The sequence below is a fragment of the Streptomyces flavusporus genome (assembly GCF_046267975.1).
Classification (GTDB): domain Bacteria; phylum Actinomycetota; class Actinomycetes; order Streptomycetales; family Streptomycetaceae; genus Streptomyces; species Streptomyces flavusporus.
In genome coordinates this window covers 1,863,015-1,881,822 of sequence record NZ_CP176503.1, presented here as the reverse complement: position 1 = coordinate 1,881,822, position 18,808 = coordinate 1,863,015, and the positions used below count along the sequence as shown (strand labels likewise).

The 18,808-nt window shown below is 71.2% G+C and carries 1 protein-coding gene (running past one end of the window); it reads left to right on the top strand.

The annotated features are described in order from the left end of the window. On the top strand, positions 1-18,808 hold the 3' portion of the coding sequence (locus tag ACKTSN_RS09040; RefSeq protein WP_409468599.1) for a protein-glutamine glutaminase family protein. Its footprint begins 10,658 nt before the window's first position; the window shows 18,808 of its 29,466 coding nt (coding positions 10,659-29,466); its start codon lies beyond the left edge, outside the window; the stop codon is at positions 18,806-18,808.

Genomic DNA, 18,808 nt, shown 5'->3' with positions numbered 1-18,808 from the left:
AGAGGCGCACTCTTTCTTGCGTGAATACGGGGAGGACAGGCTCTACGCGCACTACCTGACGGTTTCCGAGCGGCCCTTGGCGCGGACTCTCTGGCAGCAACTGAAAACGCAGGACAGAACGCTGCTCTCCAGGCTGATTCGAGCAGTGACCGATACCCACCCGGCCCCGGCGGCGGACTTCATGGAACGGCACCAGCTGCTGGCCACCGCGCTTCAGACTGTTCTGCGTGATGCTTACCCACGCCTTCTGAATGCGTTCGTCCCGAAACAGCCGTTCGGCGTCGTATCTGCTCCTGCGGTGCCGGACCTGGCTGCTCCCACGCATGCCAATCGGACCCGCACCCCTTCCACGTTCGAGAACATTCTCCGTGCGGTGCGAGACAGGCTGGAGTTCAGGCCTGTCAGCAAGGGCAGCGGTCCGAGCCTGCTGGCGACCGCCACCGACGTGAGCCGTGCCGCAGGAGCAGCCTCGACGGCGGTGCTGCCGCACGCCACCGCTGCCGTTCCCGCGACGAGCCGTGGAGGTTCTGGTTCCCCGAGGCCTGTGGTGCCGACTGGTGCGTACGGGGCTGCGTACGATGTGTCCCCTGCGGTGCCCGTGTCCGGGCCTGCGCCGGACCGGCGAGGCCGGTCGACGACCCGGCAGCGCAGGGAGATGTCCGCCGAACCCTGGAGGGCGCCCAAGGCCTGGAGGGCCGCCGAGCCGACCGCCTCCTCGGCCCCGCCGGACGCCGGAGGTCCCGCACGTGACCTGGCGCTGCTGGCGGAACTGCGGGACATGGCCGAGTCGGTACGGATCGACACCACGCGTTTCGATCCGCTGCGGCCCGCTCCCCAACCGGGGGAACAGCGTTCGGCGGAGCCCGGGCGGCTGCCCGGGACCATGACGGCCATCCGCTACGACCTGCGCCGGTTCCAGCTCGGATCTGGCGAGTGGGTCTCGGATTTCACCGTGATCCTGCATCTGGAACCTGCTGACGGGATCGAGAATGCGGATGTCCGCTACCTGGCCGCACGACTCGGTTCGGAGGTCACGCAGCACGTCAACGGGTGGCTCGGCCTCCGTCTTCCCAACGGCGACCTCTTCCACCTCAACGTGCTCTTCCACGCCTCGCCCGAAGGCGCGCATCACACCGTTCGTGTCCATCGCAAGCGGGGCAGGACCACCACGCAGGACTGGTACACGCTTGACGAGAACAATCAGCCCCTCGAGATGTACCAGCTGCTGCACGAGCTGGCGCACTTCATCGGACTGCCGGACCGCTATCACGACGAGCAGATGCTCTTCCGGCGGTCGGCCACGTCTGCGGCCGTTCGCGGCCAGGGGTCCATCACCGCGGGACGGCCCCTTCCGGGCGAACCCGTGTTCAGTGAAGAGGACCTGGTGACCATCGCCTCCGTCGCCCGGGCCGGAGGGCCGGAGGTAGACGACCTGCCGCACCCGCTTGTCGGGTGGAATCCGGAGGAGCACGCCACCGACGCGCAGATCGTACGACTGGACCCCCCCGGGCAGTCGGCAGCCGGTGCCGAGCACAGCGCGTCCCCGACGCCACAGGACGCCGGCGTCACGGAAGGATCACTGTACGAACCCGTCCCCGCCGAGTGGCTGGACGAGCTGGACATCAACGCCGGCCATTTCACTCCCGCCGATCTTGCGGACAAGCCTGCGCACTTCCCGAGGACCCGTGCCGAGGCATGGAGCCGGTTCCTCGCCTCGCACGCGCGGTATGTGGTCGCGGCCGGGTCCCTGGCGGCAGAGCGGGTGCAGGGTGAGCAGTACGACGACGTGGCCCTGAGCCCTGCCCGCACGGCGCTCGCCGCGGCCGGTCTGCGATTGATGGTCGACCAGGAGGCCATGTGGGCCTGGGGCCATGCCGATCTGCCCGCCCTCGTGATCCGGTACGAGTCGTGGCGCGTGACGCCTGGCGCCGCTGGTGCCAGGGCGGTGACGGACCGGGTCACCGAGGACGGCGGTCGCACCGCCGAAGCGGGGGCGGATGCGCCGCCCGTCGTCGGCGGGCCGCACGGCGGTGATCCGGACGCGTTCGCCCTGACGGAGAACCACCTGGGCCAGATCGCCGACGTCCATGCCCCGTACGCGCACGGCACGCCTCTGGCTGGAGACTCCTCCAGAGGCGGTCGACCGGACGGCGCTGCGCCGGGAAGGGAAGCACATCCCGGGGACGGCGCCGGCAGCAGCCCGGTCGGTCGGCTGCCTGGGGAGCAGCCGCCGCCCAGTGAGGAGCAGGCCCCGGAGCCCGCAGAGGGGGATCCGGAAGCCCGCGTACGTGCCGCCTGGAAGGAGCCGGTGAAGTGGGACCGGCTTGAACGCGATGAGGAGACCGATTCCGACGGTCCCCTCCTCGGCGAACTGAGCGCCTATCCCGGCCGCACGTATTCGTCCGATGTGACGCCTTCGACCACTGAGGTCGTGGGGGGGCCGACGTCGACCGACGGGACCGAGGTGAAGGGCGATTTCACTTTCCTCGAGGGCGCACACGATCTCACTGTTGTGGAGCTGGCCCGGCTGGACGACCTGGCCCGGGGGGTGGCTGTCGCCGGGCTGCGGAACGCCGAGGACGGGCTGCGGTTGCCGGTCGTGCGGATCTCGGCTGGTGGTAACGGGACGCGGACCGATCAGGAGCGGAGTGCGGGTGCGACCGGCGGGAGGCGGGTCCGGAACCTGGAGAAGTTGTTCCGCAGACGGCTCGGGCACCATCTCGCCGCTTTGCAGGACTCCTCGACCGAGGGCCATGGCCCCGGAGCGCCGACCGCCGAGCAGTTCGTTTTCGTGCTGGAGAACCGGGGCCGTGCTCTGCCCCCCGGCACGGGCAGCCGAGGGAACGACCGCGAACTTCGACGCCGTGCCTGGATCACCGTCGAGATCCCCTCGGCTCCCGCCACTGCCGAAACCCCCTCGGCTCCTGCGGCGGAAGACGACTACGCCCGTGAGCTGGCGCGCCACCTACGGGCCCGGCCGGCGGTAGACGTTCCTGCGGTGCTGCAGCTTCTCGGCCGCCGCGGCCGTCATATGGCCCCGGGACTGCTCACCCCCGCCTCGCTGCGTGAGGCCATGCGCCCGCTGGGAACGTTGAACGGGTTGCTGGACCTCGCCTTCGCGGCCCGCGCGCTGTCCTTGGAGGACCGCCAGACGATCCTCGACTTGGTTGGGGCGGACAGCGGCTTGCCTGTCGCCGACGAGGGCGTGGCCGCGCCCTCCGGCACGACGGAGGCGGATGCTGAGGACGGCACCACGGCCCAGCCGGCCCAGCTGGACAAGCCCCTGCCGCCGCTGCCGACCGGGAGCGAAGGTCCCTCGGCCCCGGTGGGCAAGCCCCTGCCGCCGCTGCCGGCCGGCGGTCAGGCGGCCACGGACCCCGACGCGGCAGTCACGGCCGGTACCGGTACACCCTGGGACGTCGAGCGCGGTGCCCTGGGGATGCTCGAGGTCGGCAAGGTGGAGCTCCCGGAGAACGCCGAGGAATCGGCGCAGGCGGTCGCCGCGTCGGCCGACGACCGGGCCCGGGAAGCCGAACTCCGCCCGGAAGCAATGACCTGGTCGGCCCCGGCCGCACCCTCCCGCTCACGCAGCCGCCACCCGGCGGACAGCACCACGGCCGTGTCGGCGGCCGCGGACGACCAGTACGCGACGGAGCTGGCGCGACTCCTGAGGACCCGCCCCTCGGTGGACGTCCAGGCGGTTTTGACCGTCCTCGGCCGCCGCCGGTCGACCCCGGACCTGCTGACGCCCACCTCGCTGGACCATGCTCTGCGCGCCCACAGCGGCCGGACCTTGACAGAACTGGTGAACCGTGCCCTGTACCGCCGTGCCCTGTCCATGTCGGGCCACGAGACGATCCTCGTCGAGGCGGGGCTGCGGGAAGGGCCCTCCGTGCTCGGCGGGAGCCGGTGGGCGACCTCCCTGATCGCGGACGCGGGCTCGTCCTCCCAGGCCGTCGGTGCGGCCAGGCGGCTCCACGACGGGGACCTGGACACCGTACTCGCGGACCTGCAGGCCCTGGGCCGCGACATGCGCCGCATCTGGGCGATCGCGACGGCATGGCAGCGGCAGTACGGGACCGACATCCGCCGGGAACTGCCGGCGAAGTGGCCCCAGGCCGCCGGGCGGATCGGGTTCCTGCTCGGTCACACGACGTCGGACCCGGTGCCGATGCGGCAGGTCGAGAAGTGGTTCGAGCAGCTCCGCAAGACCTACTTCCTCCACTCGCGGCACGGCTGGGTGCCCGTCACCACGAAGCACCCCGAGGACGGCTGCGCGCTGCGGGCGCACCTGTGGTCGATGCAGCTCCTGCGGTGGGGCGTGACGCCCCGCAAGGTGATCGTGGGCAGTGCCCTGGGACTCCGGGTCTCCACGACCCGCGCGGAAGGAGCCCTGCGCGGCCGTCCCCGGGACATCGGGTGGCGGTTCCACATCGCTCCCACGGTGGACGCCCGGCTGGCGGACGGCCGGGTCGAGCCTATGGTCATGGACCTGACTCTGTCCGACCGGCCCCTGACCGTGCAGGAATGGCTGGGGAGCATGCAGGGGCCGAGCCGGGGGTACACGTTTCTGGAACATCCGCTGGCGGACATCCACAGACTTCTGGACCGCTGGTACGCGGAACAGCCGGAACGCTGGACACTGTCGGGAAGCGAGCAGTACCCGAAGTACTACCTGGCCATGCTGACCGATGGCTACGCGACGGGCTTCCCCACGCCCGGCACACGCGTCGTCTCCTCCTGGGAAGATGCCGAAAAGGAATTCCGCAACGCCGACGACGAGCTCTTCGCGCACTTCCGTACCGCCCGGGACAGGTCTGTCGCGCGGAGGTTGTGGCAAGAGCTGGGGAAGCTGGACTCCGCGCTGGTGGCACCGCAGGTGGCGTCCCAGCGGTTGACAGGGAAGCTGAAGAAGTCCAGTCCCGCGCCCGACTTCCTGGAAAGGCATCCCGAGCTCGACCGAACGCTCCGGGGAGTTCTGGGGCCCTTCCACTCGGACTTCGCCGCCCTTGTCCGTGGGTCGCGGACCACGGAATCGCCCATGGGCCCGGCTGTCGCCACCCCGCGGACGGAGCCGCGGCGAGGCCGCTCCCACTCCACCGCCCCCGGGGACGCGGTGTCGTCCCTGCTGGCGGCGGCGACCGGCGCGCACGCTCCGGCCGGACGAGGACGTTCCGGCTCCGTGGTGCCCCTGGGGCACGCCCCCGTGCCGCCTTCGCTGATTCACCCTCCTGTGCTGCCCCCGAGTCACGCCCCCGTGGTGCCCACGGTCACCGGCTTCCGGGCGGAGCCGACCCGAAAACGCTCCCGGTCCAGGTCCGTCATCAGGGCGACGAGCAAACTGGCGTCCGCCATCGGCACGGTGCTCGTCTCCGGCATGGCCTCGATGTCCCTGTCGACGGAGCGGGTCGACCTGTTGCCGACGGGAGGCCGGGCCCGCTCTCGTTCCCGCGCGGGACGCGTCCACGACCCCGCGACCACGCGCTGGGTGCCCGGCTTCGTGTTCCCGGAGGGCCCGGGCCCGTCGGGGACCGCCACCGAACGACGGGGCCGCGACGAGAGCCGACGACGCGACCGTACGGACGGCACCGGCCGCTGGAAGGCGTCGGCTACATGGGAGTCGGCACCGTCCCTCGCCTCCCCGGCAGGAACCGACGGGACCGGTACCCCTGTTCGGGACCTCTCCCTCCTGGCTGAACTGCGGGAGATCGTCGATCCGGACCGGATCGACACCAGCCGCTACGAACCGCTCCCCTTCGGAACGGGACGGCGCGACCGCCTGCCCGGTGAGCCCGCACTGTCCGGGGAACCGCTGCCCGACGGGACCCGCCGGCACACGCTGCCTGGGACGATGAGCACCATCCGCTACGACCTGCGCCGCCTCCTGCTCGCGACGGGCGAGTGGGTCTCGGACTTCACCGTGCGACTGGGGCTCGAGGCAGGGACCAGTACCTCGGAGGCGGACCTGCGCTTCCTCGCCGGGCGCCTGTCCGACGCGGCGACGGAGTGGATCAACGGCACCCCGGGCTTCAAACTGCCGGGCGGGGACCTGTTCCACCTGAACATGGAGTTCGGCGACGCCGACGACGCGCACCACAGCGTCCGCGTCCACCACGAGCGGGGCCGGACGACCACCCGGGACTGGTACACGCTCGACGAGTCGGGTGCCCCGCTCACCACGTACCAACTGCTGCACGAAGTACTCCACTTCATCGGCCTCCCGGACCGCTACCGGGACGAGGGCACCGTCTTCCGGAAGTCGCAGACCTCGGCGGCCGTCCGCGCCAACGGCTCCCTCACCGTCGGCCCACCGGTCGACGGCGTGCCGGTGCTCAGCGCCGAGGACCTGGCCGTCATCGCCGACACCGCACGCGCGGGCGGACCGGAAATTCTCGACTGGCGCCACCCGATGGCCCCGCGGCCCACCACGACCCCGCTGCCCACCGAGCGGGACGCCGCGTACGAGCCCGTACGGGACGCCGAACCGGGTGCGGAACCGGATGCGGAACCGGACGCCGAACCGGATGCGGGACCGGATGCGGCACAGGACCAGGGCGGCGCCTACCCGGCGAGCAGCACCGCTCCCGGTGACGACGACGCGTGGATCGTCGAACTGGACTTCCGGGCAGCCCACTTCACGCCGCCCGACCTGGCGGACCGGCCTCCCCACTTCCCGAGGACCCGGGCCGAGGCGTGGAACCGTTTCCTGGCCTCGTACGAGCACCACCGCGAGCTGGTGGACACCCTGTCCGGGGAACGAACCGGCTCCGACGGCGATGTCATTGAGATCCTGAGTCCGCAGGTCGCGGCTGAGGCCGCGGCACGGGCACGGGTGGACGTCGATGCCGCCGCCCTGTGGGAATGGGGCCATCCGTCCGTCGACGACCTCATGACCGACTACCGCACCTGGCAGTTGGCCGGTGCGCAGGGAGCTGCGGACGCCGACGCGGTCCCGTCCGTGGAACAGGCCGACCCCTCCGCCGTGCCCGCGGATGCGGGCTCCGGTGCGCAGACCGCGATGTCGTCGGGCCCGGACAAGGGCCAGGGGGGCTCTTCCGGCGCGGTAGCCGCTGTGCTTGCGCATGACCGCAACGCGCTCGGGATCTACCGAATGGGTGACACTCCGGGGTGGGGTGCTTGGAAGGAGCCGGGTCACGGGGCCGCCGGGGTTAACCGGACATTTACGGAGGGTGGTCTCGGAGAGGCCGGGCAAAGCGTCAAGCGGTTCTTCGCGGAGAAGGCCAGCCAGGTCCTCGCCGGTGCGCGCAACAGAGGCGGCCTCAGGCACCCGGCGAATCCCGACGCACCGGGCGACGTCCCGGTGGACGAGCTGAGCGACGGTGACATCGACCGGCTGAACGCGCACCGAATGGGCGACGGAGTGACCTGGGGAGTCCTCAGTCTCCACGACAACGAGGACTGGGCCCTCCGACAGCGTCTCTGGGCGACCCACTCCGGCGGGCACTACGCCTCACTGCGGCCCGGTGAACTGATGTCACGCGAGGAACCGGCGCCCTGGGGCACACGTCCGGTCTATTACGTCACCGGTCATGGCCAGTACGACAAGGCCAAGTCGTACCTGCACTCCGGCAGGAAGAAAGTCATCGACGGGCACGGGCTCAGCCGGATTCTGCGACGCGATCCTGTCTTCACCGCTCTGCGACAGCGGCAGCCCTCCGTGGAAGTGGTGCTCGTGATCTGTGAGACGGGGTGGACGGGCGAACGGAGCATGGCCCAGCAGCTCGCGGACCAGCTGGGCGTGACCGTGCACGCGCCGAACGGCGAGGTGTCAATAAAGCCGGCGCCACTCCACGGAACAGGGCTGCTGACCCTCTATCCCCAAGGCGACGCCGCCGGGGTCTACACGACGTTCACGCCCCGCACGGCTCCCACCTCCCCGTCGACCGCACCTTCCGCCAGACAGGTGACGGGGACTTCCCGTCCCGGTGGGCAGACCCGTTCCGACGCGGCGGACGCCGCGGGCAGTGTTCCGGTGGGCCCTGCCGCTGAGCGGTCGGCGCCGACGGAGTCCGGCCTCGCCACCGATCACGGCCGGGTGGCACCACGCACCAGCGAGGACGACTTCCTGAACCCCGACGTATTTCGGCAGATGAGCGCGGACCCTCGGCCCTGGCATTCGCGTTCCCGTTCACGTCTGGCGCACATCGACCGGTTGCTGAGCGAATTCCAGAGGATCGAGCCGGGCCAGTACGGACAGCGGGCCACCGCGTTGGAGGAAATAGCGAACCATGCTCGCTCCTACGTGGCCACCTCTTCCAACGAAAGCCGTCTCGAGGGCGTGGAAGGCCTGCTCGTCCAGAGCACGGCCGAGGCCCGGGTGTACCGCGCGTTGGAGCACGCCTATGCGACAACCGACGACGAAGTGCGGTATCGCCGCCTGATGTCGGCGCTGGACGGCATAGTCTCGCTCGGGACGGCCCATCCTGCGTCCTTCATCCGTTTCAGCATCCTTGACATTCCGGCGGAGTTGTCGAGGACGGCCTTCCGCATCGGAAGACAGGAAGCGGTGGGCGACGGCCGGTTCCGTCGACTCGTGCAGGGTTATATCGACGAGCTGGGCAACCTGCGTGCCGCACCGATTCCCGCGACAACCCGTCGGGTGCTGGACGAGATCCTGCCCTTCCGGGACAGGTTCCACTTCCGGATGGGTGGTCGGCACGGGGCGATGCTGACCGATCGGAACAGCGCATCGGCTCCCCCTCAGGAATTCACGCTGATACCGGCGATGAACGGTGCGAGAGGAACCCCCGAACTCCTGGGACATCTTGCTCATGAGCTGACCCATGCGGCGGCATACCGGTCGTATCACAACACCCCGGCCATGCTCCTCTTCGACGGCAGTGCGACGCTGGACCAGGTGACGGACATCGCCAACCGGAGAAGGGCGACGCTGGCCCGGCTGGAGAGCCTTCTGGCCGCCCGTCGGCAGCATTTCACCCAGCTTCAGATGACGCTGCTCGACGAGAAGGTGCGCTACGGATCGGCCGCGGGCAAGGTCGCCGGGTACGCGCAGGCGCTGCTGACAGCTGGCCGGATCGACCGCGGCACGTACGACCGGATGGTCACCTGGGACCGAGCCGCGGGCGGGAACTCCGGCCTGCTGGTCGAGTACGACACCGTGCTCAACCAGATGCTCGTCTACCTGCACCTCTGGAACGTTCCGCAGGACAATCCCTTCTACCGCGCGGTGATCGACGCGGCGCAGGAGGCCTACAACGCCCGGCGGGCCGCCCGGGAGGGGAGTGCAGGAGCCACTCGCCGTGGCGCCGTCTCCTCCAGGCAAGCAGGTTCTTCTCGCGGTGCCCGGCTGCTCGGCGGTGCTCCTGACGCCGCGGGAACCAGCGGTGGGGTGTTGCCACGAGAATACGAGTGGCTGGAATCTGTCAACCCGCATCGGGAGCGGGGCGGCGAGTTCGCGACGAACTGTGTGCTGACGGCTATCGCTGTCGATATGTCGTTGGCGGACCCGGATGGTGCGGTATATCAGGCGTCGCCCTCGGAATTGGGGACGACGGACCGGCCGGAGGGTGAGGTTTCAGGCCTGCGGAACTCTCTGGCCGACTATCTGGACCGCGATCCGGATCCGGTGGATGGTCCGGCGGCGGTCGTGGAGGCGATGTCCCGGGCGCCGTTGGGTGCGCGGGGAATGGTCGTCGTCGGGAGTGAGGGCGGTGAGATCGCCCACGTGATCAACGTGGTGCACACTGATCGCGGCGTTGTCTTCCTGGACGGGCAGGCCGGTGTTCTCGCCCCCGCGCCGGCCGACGCGGAGTCCTTCCTGCCGACCACGGAGGGCATTCCCGGATTCCCGCTGCGGCGGGAGACCAGGCCGAGTGCTTCCCCGAGGCCGAACACCTTGCTTGGGGCGCGTGGTCGGAGAGACACCACCGCTCCGGAGCCGACCGCACAGGAACCGGCGGCACCGGCGCCGACGGCACCCGAGTCGGCGGCATCGGAGGGTGCGCGGCAGTCGGATCCCGCCGCGGAGCCGGTCGCCGGAGAGGACGGCGCGAGTCCGGAGGGGAGCCCGCGGGACCCGGGCGCCCTGGCCGAACCGCGGCCCGTACCCGAGAGTCGGCTTCGCGAACTGGACGCCGATGCCCTCGCGACAGACGCGGAGACCGCGCCGTCCGCTGCTCGCATCGATGTCGCAGGCGGGCCGGAGCTGACGGACGACCTGCGGGACCGCCTGCGCCGGAGCCCCCTCGCCGACGTCCGGGTGAGCAGGAACGACCTCCAAGACCTCGGCATCAAGCAGTACGGCAGTGCCGCGCACGCGCGCTGGCAGCTCGCGCCCAGCGACCCGGTGCCCGTCAGGGAAGTGGGCCTGAGCGACCACCACCTGGTTTCTCTGCTCCTGAGCAAGTCCGACATCGACCCCGATCTCGTTCGTGATCTCCGTCGGCACTACGCTCCTTCGCCCGCCCCTCGGGCCGTTGAGGACAGGACGCCGGCGGCTCGCACACGGTCGGAGGGGGCCGGGGACGCCTCCGATCCCGCGCAGTCCCGCGACACCGCACCGGGGCAGAGCGATGCCGCATCGCCGGTGTCACCCGACGATGAGCCCGCGACGCGGCGTGACTCGGCTGCCGATGCCGGCGTCCGTCCGCCGACAGGAACGGAACGCACCGCCGCCGCGGCAGCCACCACCGCTGCTGCCGACCTGATGCCCGCCCCGCTGCCCGCGGCGGAGCCCGTACCCGCATCCGGCCCGGCGAGCGAGGTCGCCGGGAGCCAGGGCCTGGCCGCGCAGACGAACGCGGACCCGGGCAAGGACCCCGGCCAGGACCCGGGCAAGGACCCGGGCAAGGACCCCGGCCAGGACCCGGGCAAGGACCCCGGCCAGGACCCGGGCAAGGACCCCGGCAAGGACCCCGGCCAGGACCCGGGCAAGGACCCCGGCCAGGACCCGGGCAAGGACCCCGGCCAGGACCCGGGCAAGGACGTCGGCACGAGCGCAGGCAAGGGCGCAGGCGAGGACGTGAAACCGGCGGACGTTTACGACGTGGACGTGGACGCCGCACTCGACCGGCACCGGCCGGCGAGGGTGGACGAGACCATGCCGCCTCCCGCGCCGCTGGCCGGGCCGGTGAGGTTCGACGACGGCACACAGCTCCCCGAATGGCTCACCAGCACCACCGAAACGACCTACGGCACATCCCTGCCCGCCCTGCGGGGGATCGACGAGGTCGTGGCGCACATCGTCGGAAGAGCGGGGGTTCCGGAAGGCGAGGAGCGGAAGCGCATCGCCACCGAGCTCAAGAACGCACTGGCGAACACCCCGCGCCGGTTCGGCGGCGACGGGTGGGAGTCCTCTCCCTTCACCGCGGCCGACAAGACGCGCCGCATCCTGCACGTCGTCACACGTCCGCATCACAACTGGGAGAGGTTCACCGGACCGGCCGCCTCGGCGAAGCTGCAGGACGGCCAGCGCAGCCAGACCAGTACCGGCGCGACCCGGTCCCTCTCGAGCACCCGCCAGTTCTCGCCGGCCGTGGCACTCGGCCCGCTCGGTGCCGTCGCCGCCGGGTTCGGCCGTCTGGGGTTCGGGATCGGCCGCGCCCGCGGCTACGACTTCAACCTGACCGACCAGAACGTCAGCCAGGTCGAGACCAGCACGACCGAGAAGGCCGGTCTGCACCTGACGGACGTCCAGTACGACGTCGGCGTACGTACGTACTCCAAGCGCCGCCGCCCGTGGTACCGCAGCCTCCTCCCGGGCCCTCGCCGGGCGTTCCCCTGGGACACCCCCGCGCTGTCCGGCTTCACCTTCGGTGTCCGACACGGGCTCTCCGTGCGTCTCGCCGACGGCATGATGACTCGGGAGGAACGCGACACCCTCAGTCCGAAGGAACTGAGGCTCGGCCCGTCGGCCGACTACCGGATGGTGCGGACCGAAGGCGTGCTGTCCGTAAAGGCCCTGCGGCGCGATGCGATCGAGGCCATCGGTGCTCGGCCGGGCAGCACCGCCTACGCGCGGATATCGGAGTTCTTCACCAGCGAGTCCTTCCAGCAGCACTCGGAACGGCTCTCGCACGGTCCCGTACCGGGGCCGCCGCTGCTCCGGGACGACTCCGACCGCACCCCCATCGGCGCCTTCGTCGTGGAGCGCATGGTGCCGCTGCGCGGACGGCTGCTGTCGGAGACCGAAGCGGTGGAGCTGAGCAACGCCGTGCAGCAGACGGTCAAGAGCGAGCGGACGCTGACCCTCACCAACAGCCAGGAGATCAACGCCATAGCCGGGCCGAGCAGTAGTTTCGGTCTGGACTTCCTGGGGCTGGACGCCTGGGTCGGTCGTCTGACGGCGGGCCTCTTCGGCAGGATCAGCCGCTCCACCACGCACGGCATGGGCTTCGGCGGATCCGGGGCCGTCAGGTCGGCCGTCGGTGTCAAGAATGTGCCGACCGTTCTCTACGAGGTGGAGAAGCAGGTCGTCGTGCGCTGGACCGGCAGCAGCGAGGCGAAGACGTACACGGTGCGGACCCTCGATCGGATGCCCCGCTACGAAGCACGGCGACTGGCGGGCTGGGACGACGGTACGGGGCTGCGCCGGGACTCGGGTGCCGTCCCGCAGCCCCCGGTGTACCTCTCCAAGGACAACCCGCTGATGCTCGGCGCGAGCCGGGTGGAGACGTTCAGCTGGGACGACGGCGGGTATGCGCGCCCGGTGCCCGAGCGGGCCGGACGGCCGGCGGCGGGCCCCGTGACAACGCCCGCACCGGGTCCGGGCACCGGGCCCGCCACGCAGAGCGGTGCGCAGCCGCCCCAGCAGACCCTGCTGGAGAGCTTCACCGACCAGGTGCTCAGGGCGCTCGCGCAGCGCTATCCCCGTACCATCGCGCCCCTGGAGGAGCTCGGCGACCCCGACGACAAGAGATGGCAGGGCAGGCAGCACTACCTGATGGTGCTGCAGAACACGCTCAGGGTCGTCGGAACCCTGGGCCACCACAGCATGGCCGGAAACCTGGAGGCGCTGATCACCACAGGTATCCGGATCCCGCTGGTGGAACCCAGGAAGCTGACTCGGGCCCATCGGTACCTGTGGATCGACGCCCGAATGGTCAACCGCAGGTACGAGGGGACCCAGAGCGGGCCGAGTCTGAGGCAGGGCCGCTCCGGCAGTGAAAAACTGGACGGGTCGCGCAGCGCGGAGCGGGCCGCCGAGGAGGGCCTGGAGTTCAGCCTGATGGCGCGGGACCCGGCCACGTCGGGTGTCTCGTCCAACGCCGTCACGTTCGGCGCGGGGCCGCGCTGGGGGCAGCAGCGGTCGGAGAAGACGGGCTACGGGGGGAGTGCCTCCTTCGAGACGTCGTCGACCGGTAAGGCGCCCCATCTGTACCGGTACGACCTCCTCCTCTCCGCGCAGGTCGGCGGATACTCACGGCCGCGCAGCCTGTGGCGGGGCATCGGCACCCTCGGGGTGCTGGGACTCCAGCACTTCGTGCGCAGCAAGCCCCCGGAGGCGCTCATCGGGGCCGCGGAACCCGTGAGGGGGCAGGTCCTGCTCTCGGTGCCCGACGAGTACACGCCGCCGGTGAAGAAGACGGGAACGGGAGCCGAGGCGGACGCGTCACCTGCGGACACTGTGCAAGCGGTGGTCACGCGGAAGGAATCCCTGAACGCGGACACGGCCGGTGCCCTCGCCGACGGACGTGAGCTCGCGCCCGGCACCCCCGGCGGCCCGGCCGCCGAACGGTCCCTCGCGCAACCGTCCGCCGATCCTCGGCCCTTCGGCGGCCAGCACTACCTGAGCATCACACTCGCCGCACACCGGGACCTCGGACAGGCGGTCGAGGACGTCATGTCCGCGGCGTCCGACCACTCGTGGCAGTTCACCCAGCTCGGTGCCCCGGCCCGGGACACCACCGATCGCGCTGTCCTTCCGCACTTCCTGAGCGCGGGGACCGACCTCACCACCAGTGCCTCCGGCCTGCGCCTCACCGGTCTCTTCGGGGAGGGTTCCTATCTGGACCGGCTGGGCACGTTGATCCAGCGGGTGCGGTTGCAGGACGTCAAGGTGGTGTCGGGGCCGATCGTCCTGGACATGAACCAGCAGGTCTCCGCCGATGTGCAGGCGTCCGGAGGGTTGACCACGGGCCGGTCGTTCGCGGTCGTCGGCCAGCTGTCGTACACGCGCGCGCAGGGCCCGGGAGCGCAGCCGGTCATGGGCAGTTACGGTATGGCCGGGAGGATCGGCAGCCAGCGGAGCAGTTCCTCCAGCGCGACGCGCAGTGTGAGCATCGAGCACGGCCAGGGGGACAGGAACCGCAAGTATCTGGTCATCGCGGACGCCCAGCACCAACTGCTCGCCATGGTCGAGTCCAGAGGCGTCCTGGGGCCGGTGCACCAACTGCTCACCAGCGCCGGAAACCGCTGGCACGGCTTGCTCCTGACCATTCCGAACGGCTGGCTCGGTGCCGTACCCGAGCGGGTAGCCCACCGTCTGGGACTGGTCGATGACGGCGCCGGAGACGTTCCGCTCTACACCGAGCGGGAGTGGAGCCCCCCGGCCTGGGCCGGGGGAGTGCCGTTCCACAGCTTCCCCGTCGGCACACTCGACGCCTCACAGGCACTGGCCACCTTCGACGAGACACTCGCCGCCCTGGGGGTCGACGAGGCCGAGCGGAACCGCGTGCGCAACCTGGCCAGTCCGCGGGCCCTGCGGTCGATGCGTGAGCAGCTGACCGCGGCAGGTGTCGCGGGCCGAGCCCGCGCGGGCCGGCTGAACATGCGGTTCCCGCACGGCATGCTGAACCTGCACATCGGGGGGCAGACCGTGCCGGTACGCGTCCAGCTCATCGCCGAGAAGCCGGTCTTCGACGGCCTCGGACACAGCGCCACCCTCAGCGACAACCGGACCGCCGGCGAGTCCGTCGAGACATCGGTGGCGACCAGCCGGTCGAGAGGACTCGGCATGTCGGCGCGCGAGGGCGTGCCGACCGGCGATTCGGTGGCGCGGTCGGCCAGTGCCGCCTACACGGAATCCGGCAACAGCCAGCTGAGCACGGCCACGTCCAAGTCGAGGGAGAGATCCGCCGACCAGAGTTTCTCCCTGGACGAGCCGCACGCCGAGTTCGTCACCCGCTACCGGCTGCGGTTCACCATCGGCATCGAAGGAGTCCCGCCGCTGGAGGAGGGGATCGGCGAGCTGCGCGAGCGGGTGCCGCTGAGCCTGACGGTGCCCCAGGCCTACCGGGAGCCCACCCGGAACCCGGCGGGGGAGCCCGGATCCGCCGGGCAGGACCAGCTGGGAACGACGTCACTGCCACAGCCCCCGCGCGCCGTGACTCTCCGGAGGAACGAGGTCGCGGCGGAGGATGTCGCCAGGTGGCGTCGGGAACGCCCGGTGCCCTCCGGGCTCGCTCCGCACACCTTCCAGCCCCGCCGGATCGTGGGACTGGAGAACCTCAGGGACGCTTCCGAGATCGTGCTGGCGACCGCGTACGGAAAGGCGGCCGAGCAGACGGGCGAGCTGACCGGCGGGGCCCTCGACGTGGCGGTGGCGCAGGCCCGCCGCACGGGGCTGACCACGCCCGGCACCGCCCCGTCGCTGGCCCGTGAGAACGCCATCAGCGACGCCTCCCTGTCCGGGTTCTTCATGGACGCCCTGGGCGAGGACGGTTATGAGGTGCTGGGGCAGACCGACGATCCCCTGCTGGGGGACGTCCGCGGGGAGCTCCGGTTCTGGGCGAGGCCGGACCTCACCGGTGCGCGACTGCTGGCCGTGGCTCCGTCGGCGACCATGAACGGCACCAGCAAAGTGACGGAGGGGCATGGCAGCACCGTCGCCCGCGGCGGAACGCACGACACCTCGCTCAACGCGGTTCCGATACTGATCTCCCCGGCCACCGGAGCGATCGTGCCCGGCCCCTCGGGAACACTCCTCAACACCAGTGAGAACGACGGCAAGAAGCTCGGGGACAGCCCCTCCTCCTCGACGGCCCTGACGCAGGAACCCTCCCGAGCGTTCCTGTTCGCCGTGCCGACCGACTGGCTCGGCGTCGCCGAGGTGGACCACACTCTGCGGGACAGCACGGTCGGCAGGTCGGTCAACTGGATGCTCGGGCCGTTCGGTCAGCTCAACCCGGGACAGCGCGGCGCCGAGACGCGGGCCTTCACCCTCGCGTGGATACGCGAGGACGCTGCCCGGGCCTGGGGGATGATCGGTGAGCGCAACTTCCCCGAGGAGCTCGCCGCCGCATGGGACGCGGTCAAAGAGGCCGGCACCGCCTGGGTCACGGCGGACCAGGCCTACTGGGACAAGCGGCGTAGCTTCGGCACCGTCCGGGACGAACTCCGGGAAGTGGAGAAGCAGATCGAGGCCGCGGGCACGGGTCGGCCGGAGCCCGCCACCGCGGGCGTGCCGTCCGCGGGCACGGGCCGGCCGGAGCCCGCCACCGCGGGCGTGCCGTCCGCGGGCGCGTCGCTCCCCGCCGACGGTCCGACCGCGCAGGGGGGCGCCGACGAGGGACCGGCGCCGGTGGCCGAGGGTTCGTCCGATGCCGCCGCTGCCGCCGCTGCCGCCGCTGCCGCCGGTGTACCGGCCGTGACGCCGGAGGGCGTTGTGCCGCAGGAGGGGCCGGACGCGGCGTCGGAGGGCGTTGTGCCGCAGGAGGTGCCGGACGCGGCGCCCAGGGCCGACGAGCGCGCGGTGCTGGAAGTCCGGAGGGCGGCCAAGCAGGAGGAACTGCGCGGGCTCGAAGGGGAACTCGTCCGTCTGAGAGCAGCGGCCGTGCAGGCCGCCGTCGAGTTCCACCGGGTGCGCTACCAGACGGACCGTTTGACCCGCTGGTACCAGCTGGATTCGGCGGATGCGCAGGCCGGGAAGGCCGACCTCCGTGAGGGGGTGCCCAAGCCGTCCGCCGTGGTCTTCACGCCACCGGCCAAGGACACGGAAGAGGCCGTCGAGCACCCACGCTTCACCACCTCCGACGACGGCTCGGTCATCACCTCCCCGGAGGGGCGCAGCTTCGAGGTCCGCGACGTCCCGAAGGACGGCAACGGTTTCTTCCACGCCCTCGACGAGGCCCTCATTGCGGCCGTCCCCAATCACCCGGCACTACCGACGCGCAGCGCGCCCCATGAGCGGGCCGAAGAGTTGCGCCAGTTCCTGGCCCACCAGCTGGCGGACCCGCGGAACGAGGACCTCTGGGCCTTTGCGGTGGCCGACACGCTCGACACCTTCACCCCGGAGGAGTTGGCCGAGGCCGGAATCGTCCTGCCGGAAGGCTCGCCCGCCGCGCGGGAGTTCATGGACGCCCACCGGCTCTCCCCGTATCTCTCGCTCCCCGCCGACCAGCGCGGGCTGCTCGCAGCCGCCGCGCTGCGGCGCTCCGGGGCGGTCTCGGGCAAGGCGGCCTGGAACCGGGGCGCGGCCGACCTGCTGCCCGTGCTCGCGGCGCGGACGTTCGGTGTTCCGGTCACCGTCGTCGGCAACGAGGGACGCTTCGTCACTTTCTCACCCGCCGAGGGCGACGCCCGCGGGCAACAGGGTTCTGCTTCTGCCGTCGGCGTCTCGTCCCCGCCCGATGAGGGAGAGCGGGGTGAGCAGGGCGAAGCCCTGCCGGTGGTGCTCAGAATCACCGATGAGCACTTCCAGGTGGCCCTGCCTCCGGGCACGGAACCCGGCATCCGCGCCACCGCCACCGGTGATAACACGCCGCCGCCTGCCGCCCCTGAGCCCGTGTCGGTACCAAAACGTCCTGCCTATGGCGAAGCGCCGTGGGAGAGGAAACAGGGCGCGGACGCCTGGCGGGCTTCTGCCGACGGGAAGAACGTCACCGCCCCCAACGGGACGGTCCACGAGCTGCTCCTGCCGGCCGGCGGGGGCAACGGTTTCTGGGAGGCCCTGGAACAGGCTGTGCCTGTGGAGGGTCGCCGGTCGCCGCAGGAGATCCTGGCCGACCGGACACCGCCACCCGGCACGGTCCCCAACCGGCTTGTCGTCCTCACGCCGCGGCAACTGGATCCGTTCAGCGACGACCAGCGGTTCAAGGACGCCATGGCCGACCGTACGACGGCCACTAGCCGGGAACTCACGGACGCCGAGCAGACCGCACTGGTCCGCGCCCAGCTCGCGGCGGGCCAGGGGTGGACCCCGGCCATGGCCCGCGGCGCCGCAGCCATCGCCGCCGAGGAGTACCGCGCACACATCACCGTGGTGAACGAGGACGGCACGTCCGAGACGTACGGCCCCGACAGGGGGGCGGCGCACCGTGTCACCCTCTACCGGCGCGGCAGCGAGTACCTGCTCGTCCGTACTGCGGCCGCCGCCGCGTCCGACACACCGTCCGGCCCGCAGTCGGGCACCCCGGCGACCGTGCCGGACGGTGGGGCCGCGGTGCCGGCGCCGGAGCTGCCGCCGCCTGGGCAGGCGGGCACCGGCGAGATGCCGACCGAGGCTCGGCGGCCCGCTGAGCCAGAGGCTCGGAAGCCCCTGACCGCGGAGGGCGTCACCGAGACAGACCTGACCCGGGAAGTGATCGAACGGCTCATGGACCCGGAGGTCCAGGCGACCCGGCTGACCGAGTCGGAGGCGCGCGCGGTCCCCCTTTCGCTGGAAGCCGTCGCCATGCTGGGACTCCAGCCCGGGGCGACAGCGACGGTCGAGGCACTGAGCCTGAACCCGCTGGAGACACTCTGCCTGGTGCTGACCTTCCCGGACCGGTTCCCCCACACCGTGGCGTCGCTCAACGATCTGATCAACGGCGGCACCCCTGCCCCCGCTTCGAGCCCCGCCCCGGGCGCTGCGGCGGAGGCGGACTCGCCGACGCCTGAACATGCGTAG